This window comes from Streptomyces atratus, assembly GCF_014648655.1.
Lineage (GTDB): Bacteria > Actinomycetota > Actinomycetes > Streptomycetales > Streptomycetaceae > Streptomyces > Streptomyces atratus.
This window is the reverse complement of record NZ_BMRN01000004.1, coordinates 395,526-412,978: the sequence shown is the minus strand read 5'-3', so window position 1 is coordinate 412,978 and position 17,453 is coordinate 395,526. Positions and strand designations below refer to the sequence as shown.

At 69.0% G+C, this 17,453-nt stretch carries 13 protein-coding genes and 1 pseudogene; 10 read left to right on the top strand and 4 right to left on the bottom strand.

Features of this window, described 5'->3' with window-relative positions:
- Positions 1-59 precede the first annotated feature (59 nt).
- Both IEZ15_RS09865 and IEZ15_RS09860 read right to left on the bottom strand, forming a co-directional pair.
- The gene (locus IEZ15_RS09865) at positions 60-281 is read right to left on the bottom strand and encodes a transposase (protein WP_229845821.1); all 222 of its coding nucleotides are present in this window, start codon (positions 279-281) and stop codon (positions 60-62) included.
- A 5-nt stretch (positions 282-286) separates the two neighbouring features.
- Positions 287-964, bottom strand: a complete 678-nt coding sequence (locus IEZ15_RS09860) for a hypothetical protein (RefSeq protein ID WP_189275889.1) — start codon at positions 962-964, stop codon at positions 287-289.
- Positions 965-1,014: 50 nt separating this feature from the next.
- Between IEZ15_RS09860 and IEZ15_RS09855 the strand changes: the two genes are divergently transcribed.
- The 3 genes from IEZ15_RS09855 (at position 1,015) to IEZ15_RS09845 (ending at position 3,490) form a co-directional block, all read left to right on the top strand.
- On the top strand, positions 1,015-1,488 hold the full coding sequence (locus tag IEZ15_RS09855) for a hypothetical protein (RefSeq protein ID WP_189275887.1): 474 nt from the start codon (positions 1,015-1,017) through the stop codon (positions 1,486-1,488).
- 951 nt (positions 1,489-2,439) lie between these two features.
- On the top strand, positions 2,440-2,895 hold the full coding sequence (locus IEZ15_RS09850; protein ID WP_114247444.1) for a DUF5709 domain-containing protein: 456 nt from the start codon (positions 2,440-2,442) through the stop codon (positions 2,893-2,895).
- 226 nt (positions 2,896-3,121) lie between these two features.
- Entirely contained in the window at positions 3,122-3,490 is a 369-nt protein-coding gene (locus IEZ15_RS09845) for a nuclear transport factor 2 family protein (protein WP_189275885.1), read from the top strand.
- 301 nt (positions 3,491-3,791) lie between these two features.
- Here the strand turns inward: IEZ15_RS09845 and IEZ15_RS09840 are convergent, their stop codons facing one another.
- On the bottom strand, positions 3,792-4,601 hold the full coding sequence (locus tag IEZ15_RS09840; RefSeq protein WP_189275883.1) for an ArsR/SmtB family transcription factor: 810 nt from the start codon (positions 4,599-4,601) through the stop codon (positions 3,792-3,794).
- A gap of 247 nt (positions 4,602-4,848) precedes the next feature.
- Between IEZ15_RS09840 and IEZ15_RS09835 the strand changes: the two genes are divergently transcribed.
- The 5 genes and pseudogenes from IEZ15_RS09835 to IEZ15_RS09815 all read left to right on the top strand — a co-directional run bounded on the left by IEZ15_RS09835 (position 4,849) and on the right by IEZ15_RS09815 (position 13,365).
- Positions 4,849-7,266 (top strand): DUF8508 domain-containing protein, encoded by a 2,418-nt coding sequence (locus IEZ15_RS09835; protein ID WP_189275881.1) that lies wholly within the window; start codon positions 4,849-4,851, stop codon positions 7,264-7,266.
- Positions 7,267-7,571: 305 nt separating this feature from the next.
- Positions 7,572-8,123, top strand: coding sequence for a 4-hydroxy-2-oxovalerate aldolase family protein (locus tag IEZ15_RS09830; RefSeq protein ID WP_229845820.1), 552 nt, complete (start codon positions 7,572-7,574; stop codon positions 8,121-8,123).
- A gap of 216 nt (positions 8,124-8,339) precedes the next feature.
- Positions 8,340-9,890 (top strand): peptidoglycan-binding protein, encoded by a 1,551-nt coding sequence (locus IEZ15_RS09825; RefSeq protein WP_189275879.1) that lies wholly within the window; start codon positions 8,340-8,342, stop codon positions 9,888-9,890.
- A gap of 595 nt (positions 9,891-10,485) precedes the next feature.
- Positions 10,486-10,906: pseudogene (locus tag IEZ15_RS09820) on the top strand (transposase family protein); the annotation flags it as partial.
- A 134-nt stretch (positions 10,907-11,040) separates the two neighbouring features.
- A complete protein-coding gene (locus IEZ15_RS09815) occupies positions 11,041-13,365 on the top strand; it encodes a M9 family metallopeptidase (protein ID WP_229845819.1) in 2,325 nt (774 codons plus the stop codon).
- Between the two features lie 182 nt (positions 13,366-13,547).
- Here the strand turns inward: IEZ15_RS09815 and IEZ15_RS09810 are convergent, their stop codons facing one another.
- The gene (locus tag IEZ15_RS09810) at positions 13,548-13,796 is read right to left on the bottom strand and encodes a hypothetical protein (RefSeq protein ID WP_189275874.1); all 249 of its coding nucleotides are present in this window, start codon (positions 13,794-13,796) and stop codon (positions 13,548-13,550) included.
- Between the two features lie 510 nt (positions 13,797-14,306).
- On the opposite strand from IEZ15_RS09810, the gene IEZ15_RS09805 reads away from it, so the two are divergent.
- Both IEZ15_RS09805 and IEZ15_RS09800 read left to right on the top strand, forming a co-directional pair.
- Entirely contained in the window at positions 14,307-15,761 is a 1,455-nt protein-coding gene (locus IEZ15_RS09805; RefSeq protein WP_189275872.1) for an MFS transporter, read from the top strand.
- 100 nt (positions 15,762-15,861) lie between these two features.
- On the top strand, positions 15,862-17,439 hold the full coding sequence (locus IEZ15_RS09800) for an FGGY family carbohydrate kinase (RefSeq protein ID WP_114247438.1): 1,578 nt from the start codon (positions 15,862-15,864) through the stop codon (positions 17,437-17,439).
- Positions 17,440-17,453: the final 14 nt, after the last annotated feature.

The window sequence follows — 17,453 nt, the reverse complement described above, 5'->3', positions numbered from 1 at the left end:
CGTTGTCAGTGATCTCTGTTGGCTTCGCACGGCTCGTCTGATCCACGAGCCTCAAGCGATCACAGGGGAGGGCCACTTGACCAGAGGTCCCGCCGCGGGATGCCGGTGCGCGTGGGGAACCGTATGCCGTTGATCAGCTGCCGCTTGCTGTGCACCGACGGTCGGCCAGGCTCAACGCCCTTCGGCAACAACGGTTCCAGCACCCCCAACTGAGCATCCGTCAGATCTACCCGAGCCAGGTGATCACCGCAGAACCTTGATCCACTTTCGAAACAGGTCATAGCGGCTACTGGCTCAGCTCGGGGTAGTAGGTCAGCTGGTACGGCGACAGCCGGAAGACGGCCAACTGGCCCCCGCCCCGGCAGATGGGGCAGACGCGTTGCCCGCCGCACTGGCGGCAGTTACTGCGCCCATGGGGCTCGCTGGGCACCCAGCCGCGTCCACCGCAGCCGTGGCAGGCACCGAGGCCGTCGCACTCGTAGCAGAGCACGTAGCCGGGCGTGAGGGTCTCGGGCGTCCGGACCGGCTCCGGCCACTGGAACTCCTCCGGCTCGCGCAGGGCCAGGGCGGGGGTCTGCCCGCTGTAGAGCACGGCCGAGTTGTGGTCGCCCGTGCGGACTTCGATGCGGGTGCCGTCGGGACGGCGGGCGGTGAGGACGTACGTGCGTTTCGTGCCGTCGATCTCCTCCTGAGGCCCCGCGATGTCCCAGCCGGCCGGGCTGAGCAGGCCGGCCGCCCGGGAGGCGACGTCGGCAGCGCCGACCCCTTCGGGGCGTTCCCCACGGAACACGGCCGAGTAGCTGTAGCGCAGAGGCTCGTGCCAGTCGGCGACGTTCGGCTCGTCGAGGAAGAGGAGGCCGAGGTCGGCTCCGGGGGTCAGTTCGTCGATCAGCTCGACGAGCTGCGCACGCAGAGCGCGCCCGAGCCGGTCCAACTCCTCACGCACACCTGGTATTTCTCCCACTGGAGCCCCCTCTCTCGCTTGATCGCGGGCATCCTATGCGGGTGAGAACGGTGAGAACACAGGCAGAGGTCCGTACCCAGCTGCTACGGCACTTCACGGAGACGCTCCGTGCGCTGCCCCCGGAACTGTCGCTGGCGCTACGGCATCCGGACCTTCCCCACGCGGTCCTGCACCGCGGGGTTGTCCTGTCCGAGGACCTGAACCATCCCGATGACGACTGGGCGACCTTCGACATCCGGTACTGGGTGCTGGGAACCACGCCGGACACCTGCGACCGGCATTTCGACCTGGTGACGGGGGTGTGGTGCGAGTGGGGCTGGGCGCCGAGGGACGGAGGGCTTGCCCGTACGCGCACGGGTTGGGCGGACACGCCCGACGGCCACGGCCTCTCCCTTACGCGAAGTGTGAACGGCTACCTGAGCATGGCCGGCTCGACACCGCTGTTCCTGCGGGACTCGGTGGTGGGGGAGCCGATGCCGACGCGGATCGCTTGGCGGGACGGGGAGGCGGTGTCCTCCTTGTAGTCAGGCTCGCAGAGTGAGTGGTGTGCATCGTGACATGGCGGGTCACGGACCTGGTGTGCGTCGGTGTCGGCGTGCTCACGCTGGTTGTGGGCGGATGACTTCGGTGCAGATCGTCGGTCTGCGGGCGACTTCTCGGTTCGTCAGGGCCAACAGGGCCCGCACCAGCGCCGTCGCCCCTTCGGTTCGGGCTGTGACCAGCACTTTCGAAACACTCCCCAGTACCGCTGGATGGTGCGGCGCTCAACACCGATGCGGTCGGCGAGCTGATCCTGCGAGAGGAGCGAGGTGCACCGGGCTGAGGCCGGACGCCGGCCCAGTTCCCTGCGGCGTGCGATGGCCCACTCGGGCAGGGGCGTTCTTCGGAGGGGCACAGACCAGACCTCGCGGCGAAATGATCACGAGCTCAGCACCCGAACGGTCACATTTTCAATCAATTCTGCCGACCGCCACTCCTCGGTTCCGGACCCGCACTACACGGGTCCGGGACCGAGAGACTTTCCGGGATCTCGTGGGGTGTTGTTCCAGTGGTCAGGAACCCACTGGCGTTCCTGAAGAATTCCGGCAGGACATTGAATTCCGCCAGTTTTCCGATCAACCACGGCACGAACGTCAACACCATGAAACACGTTGAAACACCAGTTTTTGCAGGTCATCCACCCTGCAGCTCTCCGATCAGGTCAAGCGCGCAGATGTCGGAACATCCATGGCGGTTCTCCCGATGAGGAATGGGGCGGAGCATGCTCCGCCTGCACCTTCCATGGCCCCTCGGACCGGCCTGCCGCGCCCGGGCGGCGGCCCACGGCTGCGGGCTCGCACCCGGGCCACTTATCCTGAACCCATACGGGCGGTTCGACGGCACTCGGGCGCTTACCGAATACATGCCCCCCTTTCCCCCGAGTCGCGTGTGCGGCACGCACGACCGGGATCCCCACAACCGGGAAGGGACACACCATGAAGGATGCCGACATGGGAGACGATGTCTACCAGCCCCAACAGCCTGAGGCCTCCGACCTCACCGAGCAGCTCGACATCGAGGACACCCTGGACAACCGGGTGGGACTGACCGACCTGCTCGATGAGGGCTACTCCCCGCCCGAGCGACCGTGGGCGGTGGAGGATCTGGGCACCACGGCCGCCGAACAGCACAATGGCGAGCCGCTGGAGGGCCGCCTGGCACGGGAGCTGCCCGATGTCACCGAAGCCGACGGCGACGACCTGGGAGATCTGTCCGACGGTGACGGCGAACTCTGGGACGCGGAGGTCGGTACGGTACGCGCCGGCCGACTGACCCGGCAGCTGGACATCAACGAGCCGGACACCCTGGCCGCCGAGGACGTCGGGATCGACGGAGCGGCAGCATCGGCCGAGGAAGCCGCCATGCATGTCGTCCCGGACAGCCTGGGGTGAGGAGGCGCTTCTTCCCCTTGCACCGACGCCAGGAATGCATCGGCGGGAATACATTGACGCCAGGAATTCTTCACTTCCGCTTTACTGCGATGTGGCATCTCACCGGCGGCGCTCGGACCATGACCTCGGAGGTAATCGACGCCTTCCGCGCCATCGGACATCGTGTTCCTCACGAGCACACGGGAGCCCGGCCCCAGGGTCCGGGACGCGAGGAGAGGACAGCACGATGACCGCATACGAGGACGCCGTTCAGCGCTACTTCGTCGCCTGGAACGCGGCCACCCCCGAGGACCTGGAGAAGGCTGTCGCGGCCGCCTTCACCGAGAGCGCCACCTACACCGACCCGCTGGCCGACGTGCGTGGCCACGAGGAGCTCACGGCCACGATCAACGGGGCCCATCAGCAGTTCCCCGGTTTCGAGTTCCGGCTGACCGGCACCCCGGACGGGCACCACGACATCGTGCGCTTCAGCTGGGAACTGGTCTCCACCGCCGACGGCTCGGCGCCTGTCGCCGGGTCGGACGTACTCGCACTCGCCGACGACGGACGCATCACTTCGGTCAGCGGCTTCCTCGACCGGGTACCCGGAGCCTGAGCCGAGGGCAGAAGACAGTCGTCACCCGAGCTCCGCCAGTCCGATGCCGAGATGACCGTCGCCGCGGCCGACGGTCTCGAACAGCCGGTCGGCGGGGCGCGGGGCCGCAGAGTGTACCGCCGTACCGGCGAAAGGTACGGTGACCGCGGCCGCCGCCGAACCGGCCGATCGATTGACGCACCCCATCGATTGACGGACAGTCAGATGATCGCGCCTACGCCCGCCGCGTGTTGCCCGCGCCTTGCGCTGCCGCGCCGGGCGTCCGGCGCCGCCCCGAAGCCGGCGCCGGACCACCTGGTCGTCATGCCGGCTCGTCGAGGAACTTGCCGCCCTCCAGAAGGGTCTTGAGCGACGAGAGAATCACGACCCAGCCGCCGCTGACGCCCTCCAGCATCTTGCTGTCCGGGCTGTCGAACCCGTCGTGGGTGATCGTCAGCTTGATGCCCATCTCGGGCTCCTCGGCCGGCTCGATGTCGAAGGCGACCTTGGACCGCTCCTGGACGGCCTTCTCCCACTCCTCGTCCGAGGCGAAGTCGAACATCTGACGGTGCATGGGCTGCAGGGTGTGCCAGGTGTACGAGAGCCGCTTGCCGGGCTCCGCTTCCAGGACCCGCTGGCCGACCTCCTCGAACTCGCCGTCCGGGTCCATCTTCCAGCGGACCGGCGCACCGACCTCCCAGGTCGACTCGGGACCGTAACCGCCCATGTAGATCTCGATGAATTCGGGATCGGTCAGCGCCCGGTAGAGCTTCTCGGCGGTGGTCTGGATATAGATGACGTAGACGAACTCGGGCTTGTCCATGGCCGTTCCTTCCAGGGTCTGTTCGAGTGGGGACAGCGCGGCCGGGCGGTGGCGCTCGTACCGGCCGATCCAGCGGTCGGCGAGCTCCCGGATCGGCACCGGGTCGAGGTAGTGCAGCTTCTCCCGGCCCTGGCGCACGACGGTGACCAGCAGCGCCGATTCCAGCACCGCCAGGTGTTTGCTCACCGCCTGTCGGCTCATGCCCAGGCCCTCGCCCAGCTCGCGCAGGGTCTGACCGCCCCGGGCGTTGAGCCGGTCGAGCAGTTCCCTGCGGCTCGGGTCGGCGAGTGCCTTGAATATCGGATCCATCGTCGCCATCACGGTCACCATCGCCTGTTCGTGTTCTCCGCCCCTTTGCAGCATAGGCAACCTTTTGGTTGCATGCCGAGCCGGGCCGAGCCGGGCCGACCCGAAGGCACCCACCACACCTCCACGCTCCTCGCCCCATCGCTTCGGGGCCGCCGGAACGATTTCTGGAATTAACTTCTGATGTCTTGTCACGGCTGGTTCTACGCGCATAGCTTTTGCCCTCACCACACTTCGGGAGCAGCCCACCGTGCACATATCCAGACCCCGTTCCGTCCTGCTGGCCGGCGCCGTCGCCGTGACGCTCTCGGCCACCGCGCTGCCCGCCGCTTTCGCGGCTCCGTCCTCGACCGCCGTGATCTCCGAGGTGTACGGCGGCGGGGGCAACTCGGGTGCGACACTCGCCCGGGACTTCATCGAACTGGCCAATGCCGGTTCCGCCTCGTACGACCTGTCCGGTTTCAGCGTGCAGTATCTGCCAGCCTCGCCTTCCGCCGGTTCGCTGTGGCAGGTCTCCGCACTGAGCGGGTCCGTCGCCCCCAGCGGCCGCTACCTCGTCGCCGAGGCAGCGGGCACCGGCGGCACCGTCGCCCTGCCGGCACCGGACGCCACCGGCACGGTCGCGATGGCGGCCGGCGGCGGAACCGTCGCGCTGGTCTCCGGCACGACTCCGCTGACCTGCAAGACAGCGGCCGACTGCGCGGCCGACACACGGATCGTGGATCTCGTCGGCTACGGCTCCGCGGTCGTACGTGAGGGCAGCGGCCCGGCGACGGGGGCATCGAACACCTCCTCGGTGGCGCGCGGTGCGTCCCTCGTCGACACCGATGACAACGCCGCCGACCTCACCGCGGGCACCCCGACACCGGTCAACTCGGCCGGTGAGACGTCCGGCGGATCCGGTCCGCAGGACCCCGGCGGCCCGACCGAACCCGGCACCGTCCGGATCCACGACATCCAGGGCACTACGCGTGTGTCGCCGCTGGAGGGCCGCCCGGTGACCGGTGTCCCCGGCATCGTCACCGGCGTACGGACCACCGGTTCACGCGGCTTCTGGATCCAGGACACCGCGCCGGACACGGACGCCCGTACGGGTGAGGGCGTATTCGTCTACACCGGCTCCACCGCGCCGGATGTCGCCGTGGGCGACTCGGTGCTGGTCAGCGGCAAGGTGGACGAGTACTACCCGTCATCGACCACCCAGTCGATCACCGAGATCACCGCCCCCAAGACCACGGTCCTGTCCTCGGGCAACGCGCTGCCCGCCCCGGTCGTGCTCGATGCGGCCTCGGTGCCGGACGCTTACGTCCCCTCGGCGGACGGCGGTTCGATCGACTCGCTGACCCTCGACCCGTCGGCGTACGCCCTCGACCTCTACGAGTCGCTCGAAGGTACTCGCGTCGAGATCTCCGACACTCGGGTGACGGGTGCGACGAACGCGTACGACGAGGTCTGGGTGAGCGTCAAGCCGGACGAGAACCGGACCCGGCGGGGCGGCACGCTCTACTCCTCCTACGACGACCAGAACACCGGCCGTATCAAGGTGATGTCGCTCGCCCCGGACCGGCCCGTCCCTGTCGCCGACGTGGGCGATGTGCTGTCAGGCGCCACCACCGGTGTCATGGACTACGCGTCGTTCGGCGGCTACAACCTCCAGGCCACCGAGCTCGGCACGCTCACCGACAACCACCTGAGGCGCGAAGTCACCCGGAAGCAGAAGGGCAAGGAGCTCGCCGTCGCCACGTACAACGTGGAGAACCTGGACGCTCTCGACGAGCAGGCCAAGTTCGACACCCTCGCCGAGGGCGTCGCGGCCAACCTCTCCTCCCCGGACATCGTGTCGCTGGAGGAGATCCAGGACGACAATGGTGCGGTGAACGACGGCACGGTCGGCTCCGAGGCGACGCTGAAGCGGTTCACCGACGCGATCGTCGCCGCGGGCGGTCCGCAGTACGCATGGCGGTATGTCGCCCCCGAGAACGGCAAGGACGGCGGCGAACCCGGCGGCAACATCCGCAACGTCTTCCTCTTCAACCCCGAGAGGGTCGACTTCGTGGACCGCGCGGGCGGTGACGCGACCACCGCCGTGACCGCGGTGAAGACGAAGAAGGGGGTGACGCTCTCGGCGTCGCCCGGCCGGATCGCCCCGACCAGTGACGCGTGGGCCGACAGCCGCAAGCCGCTCGTCGGCGAGTTCCGCTTCCACGGGAAGCCGGTCTTCGTCATCGGCAACCACTTCACGTCCAAGGGCGGCGACCAGCCCCTGCACGGCCGGTACCAGGAGCCGCGACGCAGCTCGGAGACCAAGCGGGTGAAGCAGGCGGCGGAGGTGAACACCTTCGTCAAGTCCCTTCTGGCCGCAGACGATTCGGCCCGGGTCATCACGCTCGGCGACCTCAACGACTTCGCCTTCTCCCCGACGATGGACGCGCTGACCAGCGGCGAGGTACTCAAGCCACTGATCACCACGCTGCCTGCGAGCGAGCAGTACAGCTATGTGTACGAGGGCAACTCGCAGACACTGGACCACATCCTGACCAGCCCCGGCGTCCGCCGCTTCGACTACGACGTGGTGCACATCAACGCGGAGTTCGCCGACCAGGCCAGCGACCACGACCCGCAGATCGTGCGGGTGGACGTCAACGCCCCGGGCCACGGCGGTCACTGACCTCCGAAGTCTGCGCGAACGCGCGAGCCGCAGGTGGGGATGTCCGGTCGCCGGGCCGCCCCACCTGCGTCGACATGTGGATCACGTCCGACCCGTACCGACTGCCCGGACCCGCCTCTCACGCCCTGCGCACCGGGTGCACGCCCGCCGACTGCCGTGGGAGGGCGGCCCGATGTGAGCGTGCAGCACTTCGGGGCCGCGCGCGAGCTCGGCATGGAGACGGTCGGCTTCCTGATGCTGTCGCACCGCATCGGTCCCGAGGCGCTCGCCGGGCAGGCCCGGATCACGGCCGACGCGGGCTGCCAGTGCGTGTACGTCGTCGACTCGGCCGGTGCGCTGCTGCCGAAGCAGGCCCGGGACCGGGGGCGGCGCTGGTCGCCGAGCTCGGCGACGACGCCCAGGTCGGCATCCACGCCCATCAGAACCTGGCGCTCGGGGTCGCGAACTCCCTTGCGGCGTACGAGGCGGGGGCCCGGCAGATCGACGGCACCCTGTGCGCGCCGGGCGCGGGGGCGGGCAACTCGCCCACCGGGATCCTGGTGCCGGTACTGAAGCAGATGGGCGTACCCACGGGGGTGGACACCCAGAAGGTACTGGCCGCCGCCGAGGAGGTCGCCCGGCCGTTCATCCCGCGGCTGCCATGCACCGACCGGGCCGCGATCACCCAGGGGTACCCGGGTGTGTACTCCAGCTTCCTGCTCCATGCGGAGCGGGCCGGTGAGCGGTACGGCGTACCGGCGCACGAGGCCCTGCGGAGGGTGGGCGAGGCGGGGTACGTCGGCGGTCAGGAGGACGTGATCACCGATGTGGCTCTGCAGCTCGTCGCCGAACGGGAGCGGGGTGCGGTGCGCGTCTGACGTTCGCCTCTCGGCCCTGCCCGGTGACCGCCCATCAGGTCACCCGGCAGGGCTCCGACCTGCGCCTCAACTGCGTTGGAGTGAAAGGGAGTTCGACACGCGATCAAGTGATTGTCATGCCCTGGACACGCCGATACTCTGAGCGGGCTTCGGCCCCTCGGCCCACCCCACTCGGGCCCGGGGGCCGTTCTTCTCCCCCACAGAGCAGGAGCAGGTATGCCCAGACGAGCCGCCGCCCACACAAAGCGCCGCGCATCCGTCCTAGCGGCCCTCACCGCCACGGCCCTGGCCGCGACCGGAAGTCCGGCCTTCGCCGCTCCGGCCGACGGCCACTCCATGAGCCAGGCGTTCGCACGGGCCGCCGCGAAGTTCGACGTACCACGTGATCTGCTCGCTGCCGTCGGGTACGGCGAGACCCATCTCGACGGCCACTCGGGGCGCCCCAGCCAGGCGAACGGGTACGGCGTGATGCACCTGGTGAGCAACCCCACGAACCCGACGCTGGAGCGGGCGGCCGCCCTCACCGGCGAACCCCTCGTCGACCTCCGCACCGACACCGAGGCCAACATCCTGGGCGGCGCGGCGGTGCTGCGCAGTTACGCGGACAAGCTCGGCCTCGACGACCGGGAACGCGACGACGTCAACGCCTGGTACCCGGCCGTCGCCCGGTACAGCGGCTCGACGGGACCCGCCGCCACCCTCTACGCCGACGCCGTGTACACCTTCCTGGCCCACGGGCTCTACGCCACCGTCCCCGGCGGTGAGCACATCTCGGTGACGGCCCGTCCGGTCTCACCGCACAAGGGCTCGCTCGACACCACCGACGTACCCACACAGAGCACCGACTACCCGTCCGCACTGTGGGTTCCGGCCAATGCGAACAACTTCGCCGCGGGCCGGACGGCCAAGATCGACAAGGTGATCATCCATGTCACACAGGGCTCGTACGCGGGCTCGATCAGCTGGTTCCAGAACCCGACGGCCGAAGTGAGCGCCCACTATGTGGTGCGTTCCTCCGACGGCCAGATCACCCAGATGGTGCGCGACAGAGACACCGCGTACCACGCACGGGGCCAGAACGCCTCGGCACTCGGCATCGAGCACGAGGGGTTCATCGACGACCCCTCCTGGTTCACGGACTCGATGTACCGCTCCTCGGCGGCCCTGACCCGCCACCTGTGCGACCGGTACGGCATCCCGAAGGACCGGGCGCACATCATCGGGCACAGCGAGGCACCGGGCAACGACCACACGGACCCGGGCCCGTACTGGGACTGGAATCGCTATATGCAGTTGGTGGGCGGGAACACCGGCGGCAAGAGCGGTGACGCACTGAGCTTCACCGCGTACGCGACCCAGCGGAGCGGCTCGACGGGCCCCCAGGTCAAGGCGGTTCAGCAGCTGCTGAGCGAGCAGGGCTACGTGGTGGGCGCGGTGGACGGCAGCTTCGGACCGGCCACGAAGAACGCGGTGATGGCGTATCAGACGAACCACGGGCTGACGGCCGACGGCGTCGTGGGAGACAGGACCTGGACCGCGGTGCTGTCGGCCGGTCCGACGACGCCCCTCGAGCAGGGCAACTCGGGCGACGGAGTGAAGCGGCTCCAGCGCTCGCTGACCGCGGCGCTCGGCTCGACCGTCGGCATCGACGGGAGCTTCGGCCAGGAGACGGCGACGGCGGTGCGCAGCTACCAGGCGAGCCGGGGCCTGACGGCCGACGGCGTCGTGGGGGCGAACACCTGGGCGGCGCTGCAGTCGGGGCACTGACGAAAACCTCACGGGCACGGGGCGGGGTGGTGCGGATCACGCACCACCCCGCCTTTCGCATGCCGCTCGCGCCCCCTGTCTCGTGCCGGGCATCGCCCTCCGCCCTCCCGCCCTCACAACCCTCGACAGGACACCACGCCGCCCCGATTGTGTTCGTTGTCCACGGGCAAGCGTGCGCAATATGCGCATGGAGGCTGTCAGGGGCCTCCTTCGCGATGTCCACGATTCGGAGCCGCCACAGGTCCTTGCTCTGGCGCGGAGACGAGTCAACGCGCTCTGGGCCCTCATCCGGGACCGGCGCTGCTATGAGGTCATGCCTCCGCCAGCGCTCCGGGCACCGACGACACGCTGCTGCCGAACCGGCGAAACCGGCCAGGAGAGCCCTGGTGGGAGACTGAGGTTCCCCCGAGATGCGGGGGAACCTCAGACCCGCACCATCTGGCAGTGCCGGCGCGTCCCGGCTTTGTCGGAGCTGCTTGCCGCCCTCCCCGGCACCTCCCGGTTCAGGCTGCCCCCAGCTTCAACTGCCCTGCTGCGAGAGGACGATGGGGTTGGCCTTTCACCTGCACTCGAACAACAAGCTCCTCACGGCGCACACTCGGGGAAAAACAAGCGCCACGGCATGAGCGTGCAAGTCCTCACCGACACGTTCGGGCCCCGTTCTGGGCCTCACCCGCACTGCCCGGCTCGACCCACGACCTCACCGCCGCCCGACAGCACGGAATCTTCGAAGCAGTCACCGAGTCGGGGCTCAAATGCTGGGCGGACAAGGCGTATCAGGGAGCCGGCGGGACCGTCCAGGTACCGTTCCGAGGCCGCCGCCTGAGCGATGGAGGCGCCGCCACAACAGCAGCCACGCCGAGATCCGCTGCTTCGGCGAGCAAGCCATGACCACCCTCAAGGGCTGGCGCCTCCCGCGAAAGCTCCGCTGCAGCACCAACCGCATCACCGACATCGTCAAGGCCGTCCTCGTCCTTCACCACACCTCGATCCGAGGTTGGACCAGGCTCAGTTGACAACGTTTCAGTTGCGGTGGCCGATAATCTGGCAAAAACCTTTCGATGTAATGCGACATGTGCAATTTTACATGTCACACATCAACTGCCCGTGCCCCCAGCACGCGGCCAAGCGGCCCCGGAGGCCCCCACAGATGCATCCCTTCCGGATATCGAAGGCCAACGCGCGCAGACTTCCTGCGCTCGGCGCAGCCGTCTTCATTGCGCTCGGCCTGTTCGCGCCACAGAGCCAGGCCTCCTCCGTCGGCGCCACGACCCCGGCCGGTGCGAAGGCAAGTGAAACCGCGGCCTCGGCGCCGCGGTCGATCCCGGTCCCCAAGTCGCCCGATGCGATGAGCAACAACTCCCGCTTCCGGATCTCCTCGCAGGACAGTGCCGAGGAGTCCGCCCCGGCACCCGCCCCGACCGTCAAGCCTGTCAAGGCCGACAAGCAGTCCTCGGCCGCCGCCGGGGACGAGTGCGGCGACATCTCCGGCGTGATCAACGCCACGGGCAGCGCGTTGGTCCAGCAGCTCAAGGCCCTCCCCCGGATCACCTGTACCTACCCGCTGTTCAGCCTCACCGGGGAGGACGCGCGGAAGACCTTTCGTGAAGCCCAGATGGTGACCGTCGCCAACGCGCTGCGCGACGCCTCCGCCACCTACTCGGGCAACAACAGCGCCGCCATCGGGCAGCTGGTGCTGTTCCTGCGCGCGGGCTACTACGTGCAGGACAACCACGCGAACGTCGTCGGCGACTACGGCACGGCGCTGGACAGCGCGGCGCTCGGCGCGCTGGACGCGTTCTTCGCCTCCCCGCACAGCAAGGACGTCACCGACGCCAACGGCGAGATCTTCAACGAGGTCGTCACGCTGATCGACAGCGCCCACGCGGCCGGCCGGTACGCCGGCGTCGTCAAGTGGATGCTCGGCAGCTACGACGGCACCTGGCCCAGCCAGATGAACCTCGCCATGCAGCACGTCGAGTGGGTTGTCGAGAACGGTTTCAAGGCCAAGAACGACGACCGCGGCTGGCGGGCCGCCCTCAAGGCCGACCCCACCATCCTCAACACCTGGGCCGGCTTCATCACGCGCAACAGCGCGCAGCTGAACCGCTTGGACGTCGTCAGCAACGTCGGCCGCTACCTCGGCTACGCCCTCGACGTCCCCGAGCTCAAGGACCGGGTCAGGCCGCTGCTGAAGGACCTGATCAACCGCTACCCGAACGTCGGCCCCACCGCGCCCATCACCATGAACCTGGGCTGGTACACGCGCCAGTACGACAGGAACAACTGCGCGGCCTACGCCATCTGCGACCTGGGCGACCGCGTGCTCCCGGCGATCCTGCCGATCCAGCACACATGCACCCCGGACCTGAAGATCCGTGCCCAGGACATGTCCCCCGGACAGCTGGCCGGCACCTGCGCCAGCCTGGTCAACCAGGACGCCTACTTCCACCGGGTCATCGGCGACAAGGGCGCGATCCCCGGTGACGTGAACACCAACCTCGAGGTCGTCGTCTTCGACGACTACACCCAGTACTCGCTGTACGCCTGGGCGATCTACAACATCGACGTCGACAACGGCGGCATGTACGAGGAGGGCAACCCGGCCGCCGCCGGCAACCAGGCCCGCTTCATCGCCCACGAGGCCCACTGGCTGCGCCCGGACTTCCAGATCTGGAACCTCAACCACGAGTACACCCACTACCTCGACGGCCGCTACAACATGGCCGGCGACTTCGAGGCCAGCCTGACCACGCCGACCATCTGGTGGGTCGAGGGCATCGCCGAGAACATCTCGTACGGCTACCGCAACGAGCGCAACGCCGACGCGATCGGCGAGGCCGGCAAGAAGACCTACAAGCTCAGCGACCTGTTCGACACCGTCTACAACCAGGACGGGGACCCCGAGGTCAACTCGAACCGGGTCTACCGTTGGGGCTTCCTCGCGGTCCGCTACATGCTCCAGGCGCACCCCGCTGACGTCGAGACCGTGCTCAACAAATACCGCACCGGTGACTGGAACGGTGCCCGCACCTTCCTGAAGCAGACCATCGGCACCAGCTACGACGCCGGCTTCGCCACCTGGCTCACGACCGCCTGCGCGACCAACGACTGTGGCCCCCTGCCGGAGGCCTCGTCCACCCCGCTCTGCACCATCAGCGACCCCCGTCAGTTCGACAAGAACTGCCGCCGGGACAATCTCGCGGCCTCCACCGGCAACTACAGCTACCACTTCGTGTACCTGCCGGCCGGCCTCAAGCAGCTGACCATCACCACTGGCGGCGGCACCGGCAACGCCGACCTGTACTACGGAGGCAGCACCTGGGCCACCACCAGCAGCTACCAGGCGAAGTCCACCAACGCCGGCAACAGCGAGACCCTGACGGTCGACAACCCGCCGTCCGGCTGGGTCTACTTCAGCCTCGCCGCCGCGCAGGATTTCAGCGGTGTGAGCGTCTCCACGCAGTCCAAGTGAGCCGGTCCGCCGGGCCAACTGCGCCAACTGCGCCGGCTGGGCTTCGGCGAACGAGGATCCGCTGAACAGGGATCCACTCGGCGAGGAGGGCCCCGCCGCACCCGCGCTGCCGGCCACCGGGGCCTGAGCGTGACGGCGGTCCTTGCCATCCGACCGCGGATGGCAAGGACCGCCGTTCGTGTTCAGGCGACCGGATGGACGCAGACGGCCCGCCGCGGCAGCCGCCACCCGAACACGTGACAAGCCGTATTCATATCGATCACCGAGCTTGTGGCTCGAACAGCGGGAACCGGGGTCAGGACACGGGCGTACGCGGTCACCCGTCGCTCCGCCATCTCTGCATGAATCCGGCGGCCCCATACCGAGGATCGGGGCGGCCCGGCGGTGGCTTCCTCGGTGGCGTCGTCGAGGACGGCGGTGGTGCGGGGCATCGGCCGGCCACCACGCTCGGCACCGGACTGGCCCCGCTGATCGCGCCACCAGCCTGCTCTCCGCGGCAGGCGGCGGCACGCACACCGGCACCGTCTCCCTGTTCCCGGCGGGCGTCCGCGTGGTCAGCGCCGTGGCCATCCCCCTCACGCGGGAGAGTCACCGGGATGACCTTTCCGCCCCGGAGCCGGCCGCCGCGACGAAGCGGGCAGCCGCTGCGGCCCGACCGGGCACAGGCGGTGCTCCGGGGGTCGTCACAGGCCGCCGGAGCACGCTCCCTCCAGCACCGTCAAGGCCCGCGTCACGTTTGAGTAACCTGCCGGAAACCCTTGACGTTTCTCCTGACTCATTCTTAACCTCACTGCGTAGTACGTACTTCTTGCAGTTCACGTGCTGCGGCGCTTTCCGCAGTGTTTTGACAGGCACAGACATAGACCACCTGTCGGTGGTTTCGTCATGCCTGTTTTTTGTGCTCCCCGTGCCGCCGATGGGTCTTCCTCGAAGGCGGATTCATGGCACAACGTCCGAGCGTCAAAGGCGTCGCCGACGTCGTTGCGCTCATCGATGGGCTGGGAAAGATCACCGGCCGGGCGCAAGTCATCTGGTTCCTCGTGTTCGGCGGGCTGTTTCTCGACGCCTATTCGAATGCCGCGCTGAGCGCCGGTCTGGGACCGATGACGTCCCAGATGGAGCTGACCAGCACCCAGGTCTCGATCCTCACGGCCACCGCTCCGGCCCTGGCGATCATCTTCAACCCGGTCGGCGGCTGGCTCGCCACCCGGATCGGCCGCGTCCCCCCGCTGCTCATCGCCAAGGTGTTCGCCATCGCGGGCGCCCTGCTCGCCGCCTTCGCCGGCGACTTCACCGTCGTCTGGCTCGGCCGGGTCCTGGTGGGTGTCGCGTACGGCATCGACTTCGCGGTCGCCATGGCGCTGCTCGCCGAGTACACCCCCGCGAAGCTGAGTGGTCGGCTGAACCTGTGGCAGGCGGTCTGGTACGTCGCCACCACCAGCAACCTCGCGCTCGCCCTGCTCTTCTTCAACCTGGACGTCGGCGCGGACATCTGGCGCTGGTCGGTCGGCTCGGCCGCGGTCGTCGCCGTCGCGCTGCTCGTGGGCCAGTGGCTGATGCTCAAGGAGAGCCCCACCTGGCTGGCGAGCAAGGGCCGTCTGGACGAGGCGGTCGTCAATCTGGACAGGATCTACAAGATCGAGGCCGTCGCCGGCAATCCCGACGAGGCGACCCGCGCCGCCACCGAGGCTCCCGCCATCGGGTTCCGCCAGGCCGGACTGCTCTTCAAGGGCGAGTACCTGCCGCGCACGGTCCTCTCCTCGGTGATATCGCTCGGGCAGTCGATGCAGTACTTCGCGGTCGGCTGGTACCTCCCGCTGATCAGCCTGACAATCTTCGGTGAAAGCTTCGAGAAGGCCACCATCGGCTCGATGGTCTTCAACGCCTTCGGTATCGCGGGCGGGCTCCTGTCCGCTTACTTCGGCCGTCGGCTCGGACTGCGGCTCAGCTCCGCCGCCGGATTCGCCGGAGTCTTCGTCGCCCTGCTCGCGATGGGGCTGACCTTCGAGAAGGTGCCCACCGCCGTGGCGTTCCTGCTGCCGGTCCTGTTCATCCTCTGCCACTCCTCGGGCCCCGGCGCCAACGGCAAGTCCATCGCCGCGCTCTCGTACAGCAGTGATGTCCGTGCGCTCGGCACGGGTGTCACCGGGATGGTCGGCAGCTTCGGCAGTGTCGTCGGGCTGTACCTCTTCCCGCAGATCAAGGACTCGCTCGGGCTCGCCGACACCTTCCTGGTGCTCTCCGTCGTACCGCTGCTCGGCCTGATCACCTGTCTGGCGATCAAGTGGGACCCGACGAAGGCCGCTTCGCCCGACGAGGTCGCCGGACAGGACCGTGCCGCGGCCGGTTCCCGGGCCGGCTCGACAGAATCCGCGCAGTCCGTCACCGCGCGCTGACCGGCCGCCGGACCTGTCGCATCACACGATGGTCCCCTCTCCCGTACCGCCTCCGTATCCCCTCCGCACAGCTCGCGATGCTCGCAATGAAAGGGCTGCAATGACGCAGACGTTCCCCGGCGCCGCCCCACGGCGCGGTGTGCTGTCCATCGACGAGGGCACCACGGGCACCAGGGCCGGAGTCGTCCTCGACTCGGGCGCCGCCCACGAGGTGTTCTACCGGTCGATCAAGGTCAGCCATCCGGACGACCTCTCGGTCGAGCAGGACCCGATGGAGATCTGGACCGCCACCGTCGAGGTGGCGCGCCGGGCCGTCGGCCGGGCCCGCGAGGAGGGCATCGGGATCACCGCAGTCGCGCTCTCCACCCAGCGGGCCACCGCGATGCTGTGGGACCGGGTCAGCGGACAGCCGTTGCTGCCCGCGGTGGTATGGCAGGACCGGCGGCACGCGACCGAGCTCACCGCGTACGAAGCCGAGTGGGACGCCTCCCTGCTGGCCCGTCAGGGCCGGCCGGTCGGCGCCCGCGCCCCGTTCCTCTGGGCCGCCCGGCAGATCGCCGCACATCCGGAGGTGGCCGCCGCCCACCGCGAGGGCCGGCTGCTCTTCGGCACCGTCGACACGTGGCTGATCTGGCGCCTCACCGGCGGCGCCGTGCACGCCACCACCCCGACCAACGCCGCATCCACCGGCGGCTATCTACTGGAGCGGCACGCCTGGGACGAGGAGTGGATCAGCCACCTCGGCTTCCCCCTCGACCTGCTGCCGGAACTCCGCTCCGACGACGCCGGATTCGGTACGACCGACCCTGCCGCCCTCGGGATCGCCGTCCCGCTGGCCGCCTCCATGGGCGACCAGCACGCCGCACTCGTCGCGCTCGGCGGTCTCGCCGCCGGGCAGGGCATGTGCGTGTACGGGACCGGCGCCTTCGTCGACGCGGCGACCGGCACCACGCCCGCCCTGCCCCGGCCGGACATCTCCGGGGTGCTCGCCCAGCCCGGCCGGCGGCAGGGCGACATCAGCCACTACAGCCTGGAGGCCTACACCTCCACGGCGGGTTCGGCGCTGCGCTGGCTCTGCGACGACCTGGGCCTGTTCGCATCGCCGAAGGAGCTCGGTGAGGAGGCGGGCCGGGTCCCCACCCGGCCGGGCCGCACCCCGCGTTTCGTCCCGGCACTCGCCGGGGTCCGCACGCCGGTCTGGCACCCGGAGGCCACCGCATCCCTCACCGGGCTCACCCTCGCCACCACCCGCGCCGATCTCGCGCGCGCCGTGCTGGACGGGATCGCGCACTCGGTGTGCGACCTGATCGACGGGGTCGCCGACACCATGGGCACGCCGTTCACCCGGCTCCGGGTCGGCGGCGGCGTCTCCGGCAGCGACCCGCTCATGCAGATCCAGGCCGACCTGACCGGCCTGCCGCTGGAACGGGTCTCCGACTCCGCGACCGCCAGCCTGCGCGGCACCGCCTATCTGGCCGGTGTCGCCCAGGGTCTGTGGTCCTCGCTGGAAGAGGTCGTCGAGGCGCAGCCGCACGGCCGGATCTTCGAGCCCACGATCACCGGGGCCGAGCGCGCCGCACAGCGGTCCGCCTGGCGCGACGTGCTGATCGCCCACCTGAACGACCCGGCACTGCTCCCTCTGAAAGATCCCGCACCCAAGCCTCACACCCCCCATTGACGGCCCCGCACCGT

Bases quoted from the DNA above. Each gene is read 5' to 3' on its own strand.
- IEZ15_RS09840 (WP_189275883.1), bottom strand. From the start codon at position 4,601: ATGGATCCGATATTCAAGGCACTCGCCGACCCGAGCCGCAGGGAACTG.
- IEZ15_RS09850 (WP_114247444.1), top strand. From the start codon at position 2,440: ATGAAGGATGCCGACATGGGAGACGATGTCTACCAGCCCCAACAGCCT.
- IEZ15_RS09810 (WP_189275874.1), bottom strand. From the start codon at position 13,796: ATGCCCCGCACCACCGCCGTCCTCGACGACGCCACCGAGGAAGCCACC.
- IEZ15_RS09865 (WP_229845821.1), bottom strand. From the start codon at position 281: ATGACCTGTTTCGAAAGTGGATCAAGGTTCTGCGGTGATCACCTGGCT.
- IEZ15_RS09845 (WP_189275885.1), top strand. From the start codon at position 3,122: ATGACCGCATACGAGGACGCCGTTCAGCGCTACTTCGTCGCCTGGAAC.
- IEZ15_RS09825 (WP_189275879.1), top strand. From the start codon at position 8,340: ATGCCCAGACGAGCCGCCGCCCACACAAAGCGCCGCGCATCCGTCCTA.
- IEZ15_RS09800 (WP_114247438.1), top strand. From the start codon at position 15,862: ATGACGCAGACGTTCCCCGGCGCCGCCCCACGGCGCGGTGTGCTGTCC.
- IEZ15_RS09805 (WP_189275872.1), top strand. From the start codon at position 14,307: ATGGCACAACGTCCGAGCGTCAAAGGCGTCGCCGACGTCGTTGCGCTC.
- IEZ15_RS09815 (WP_229845819.1), top strand. From the start codon at position 11,041: ATGCATCCCTTCCGGATATCGAAGGCCAACGCGCGCAGACTTCCTGCG.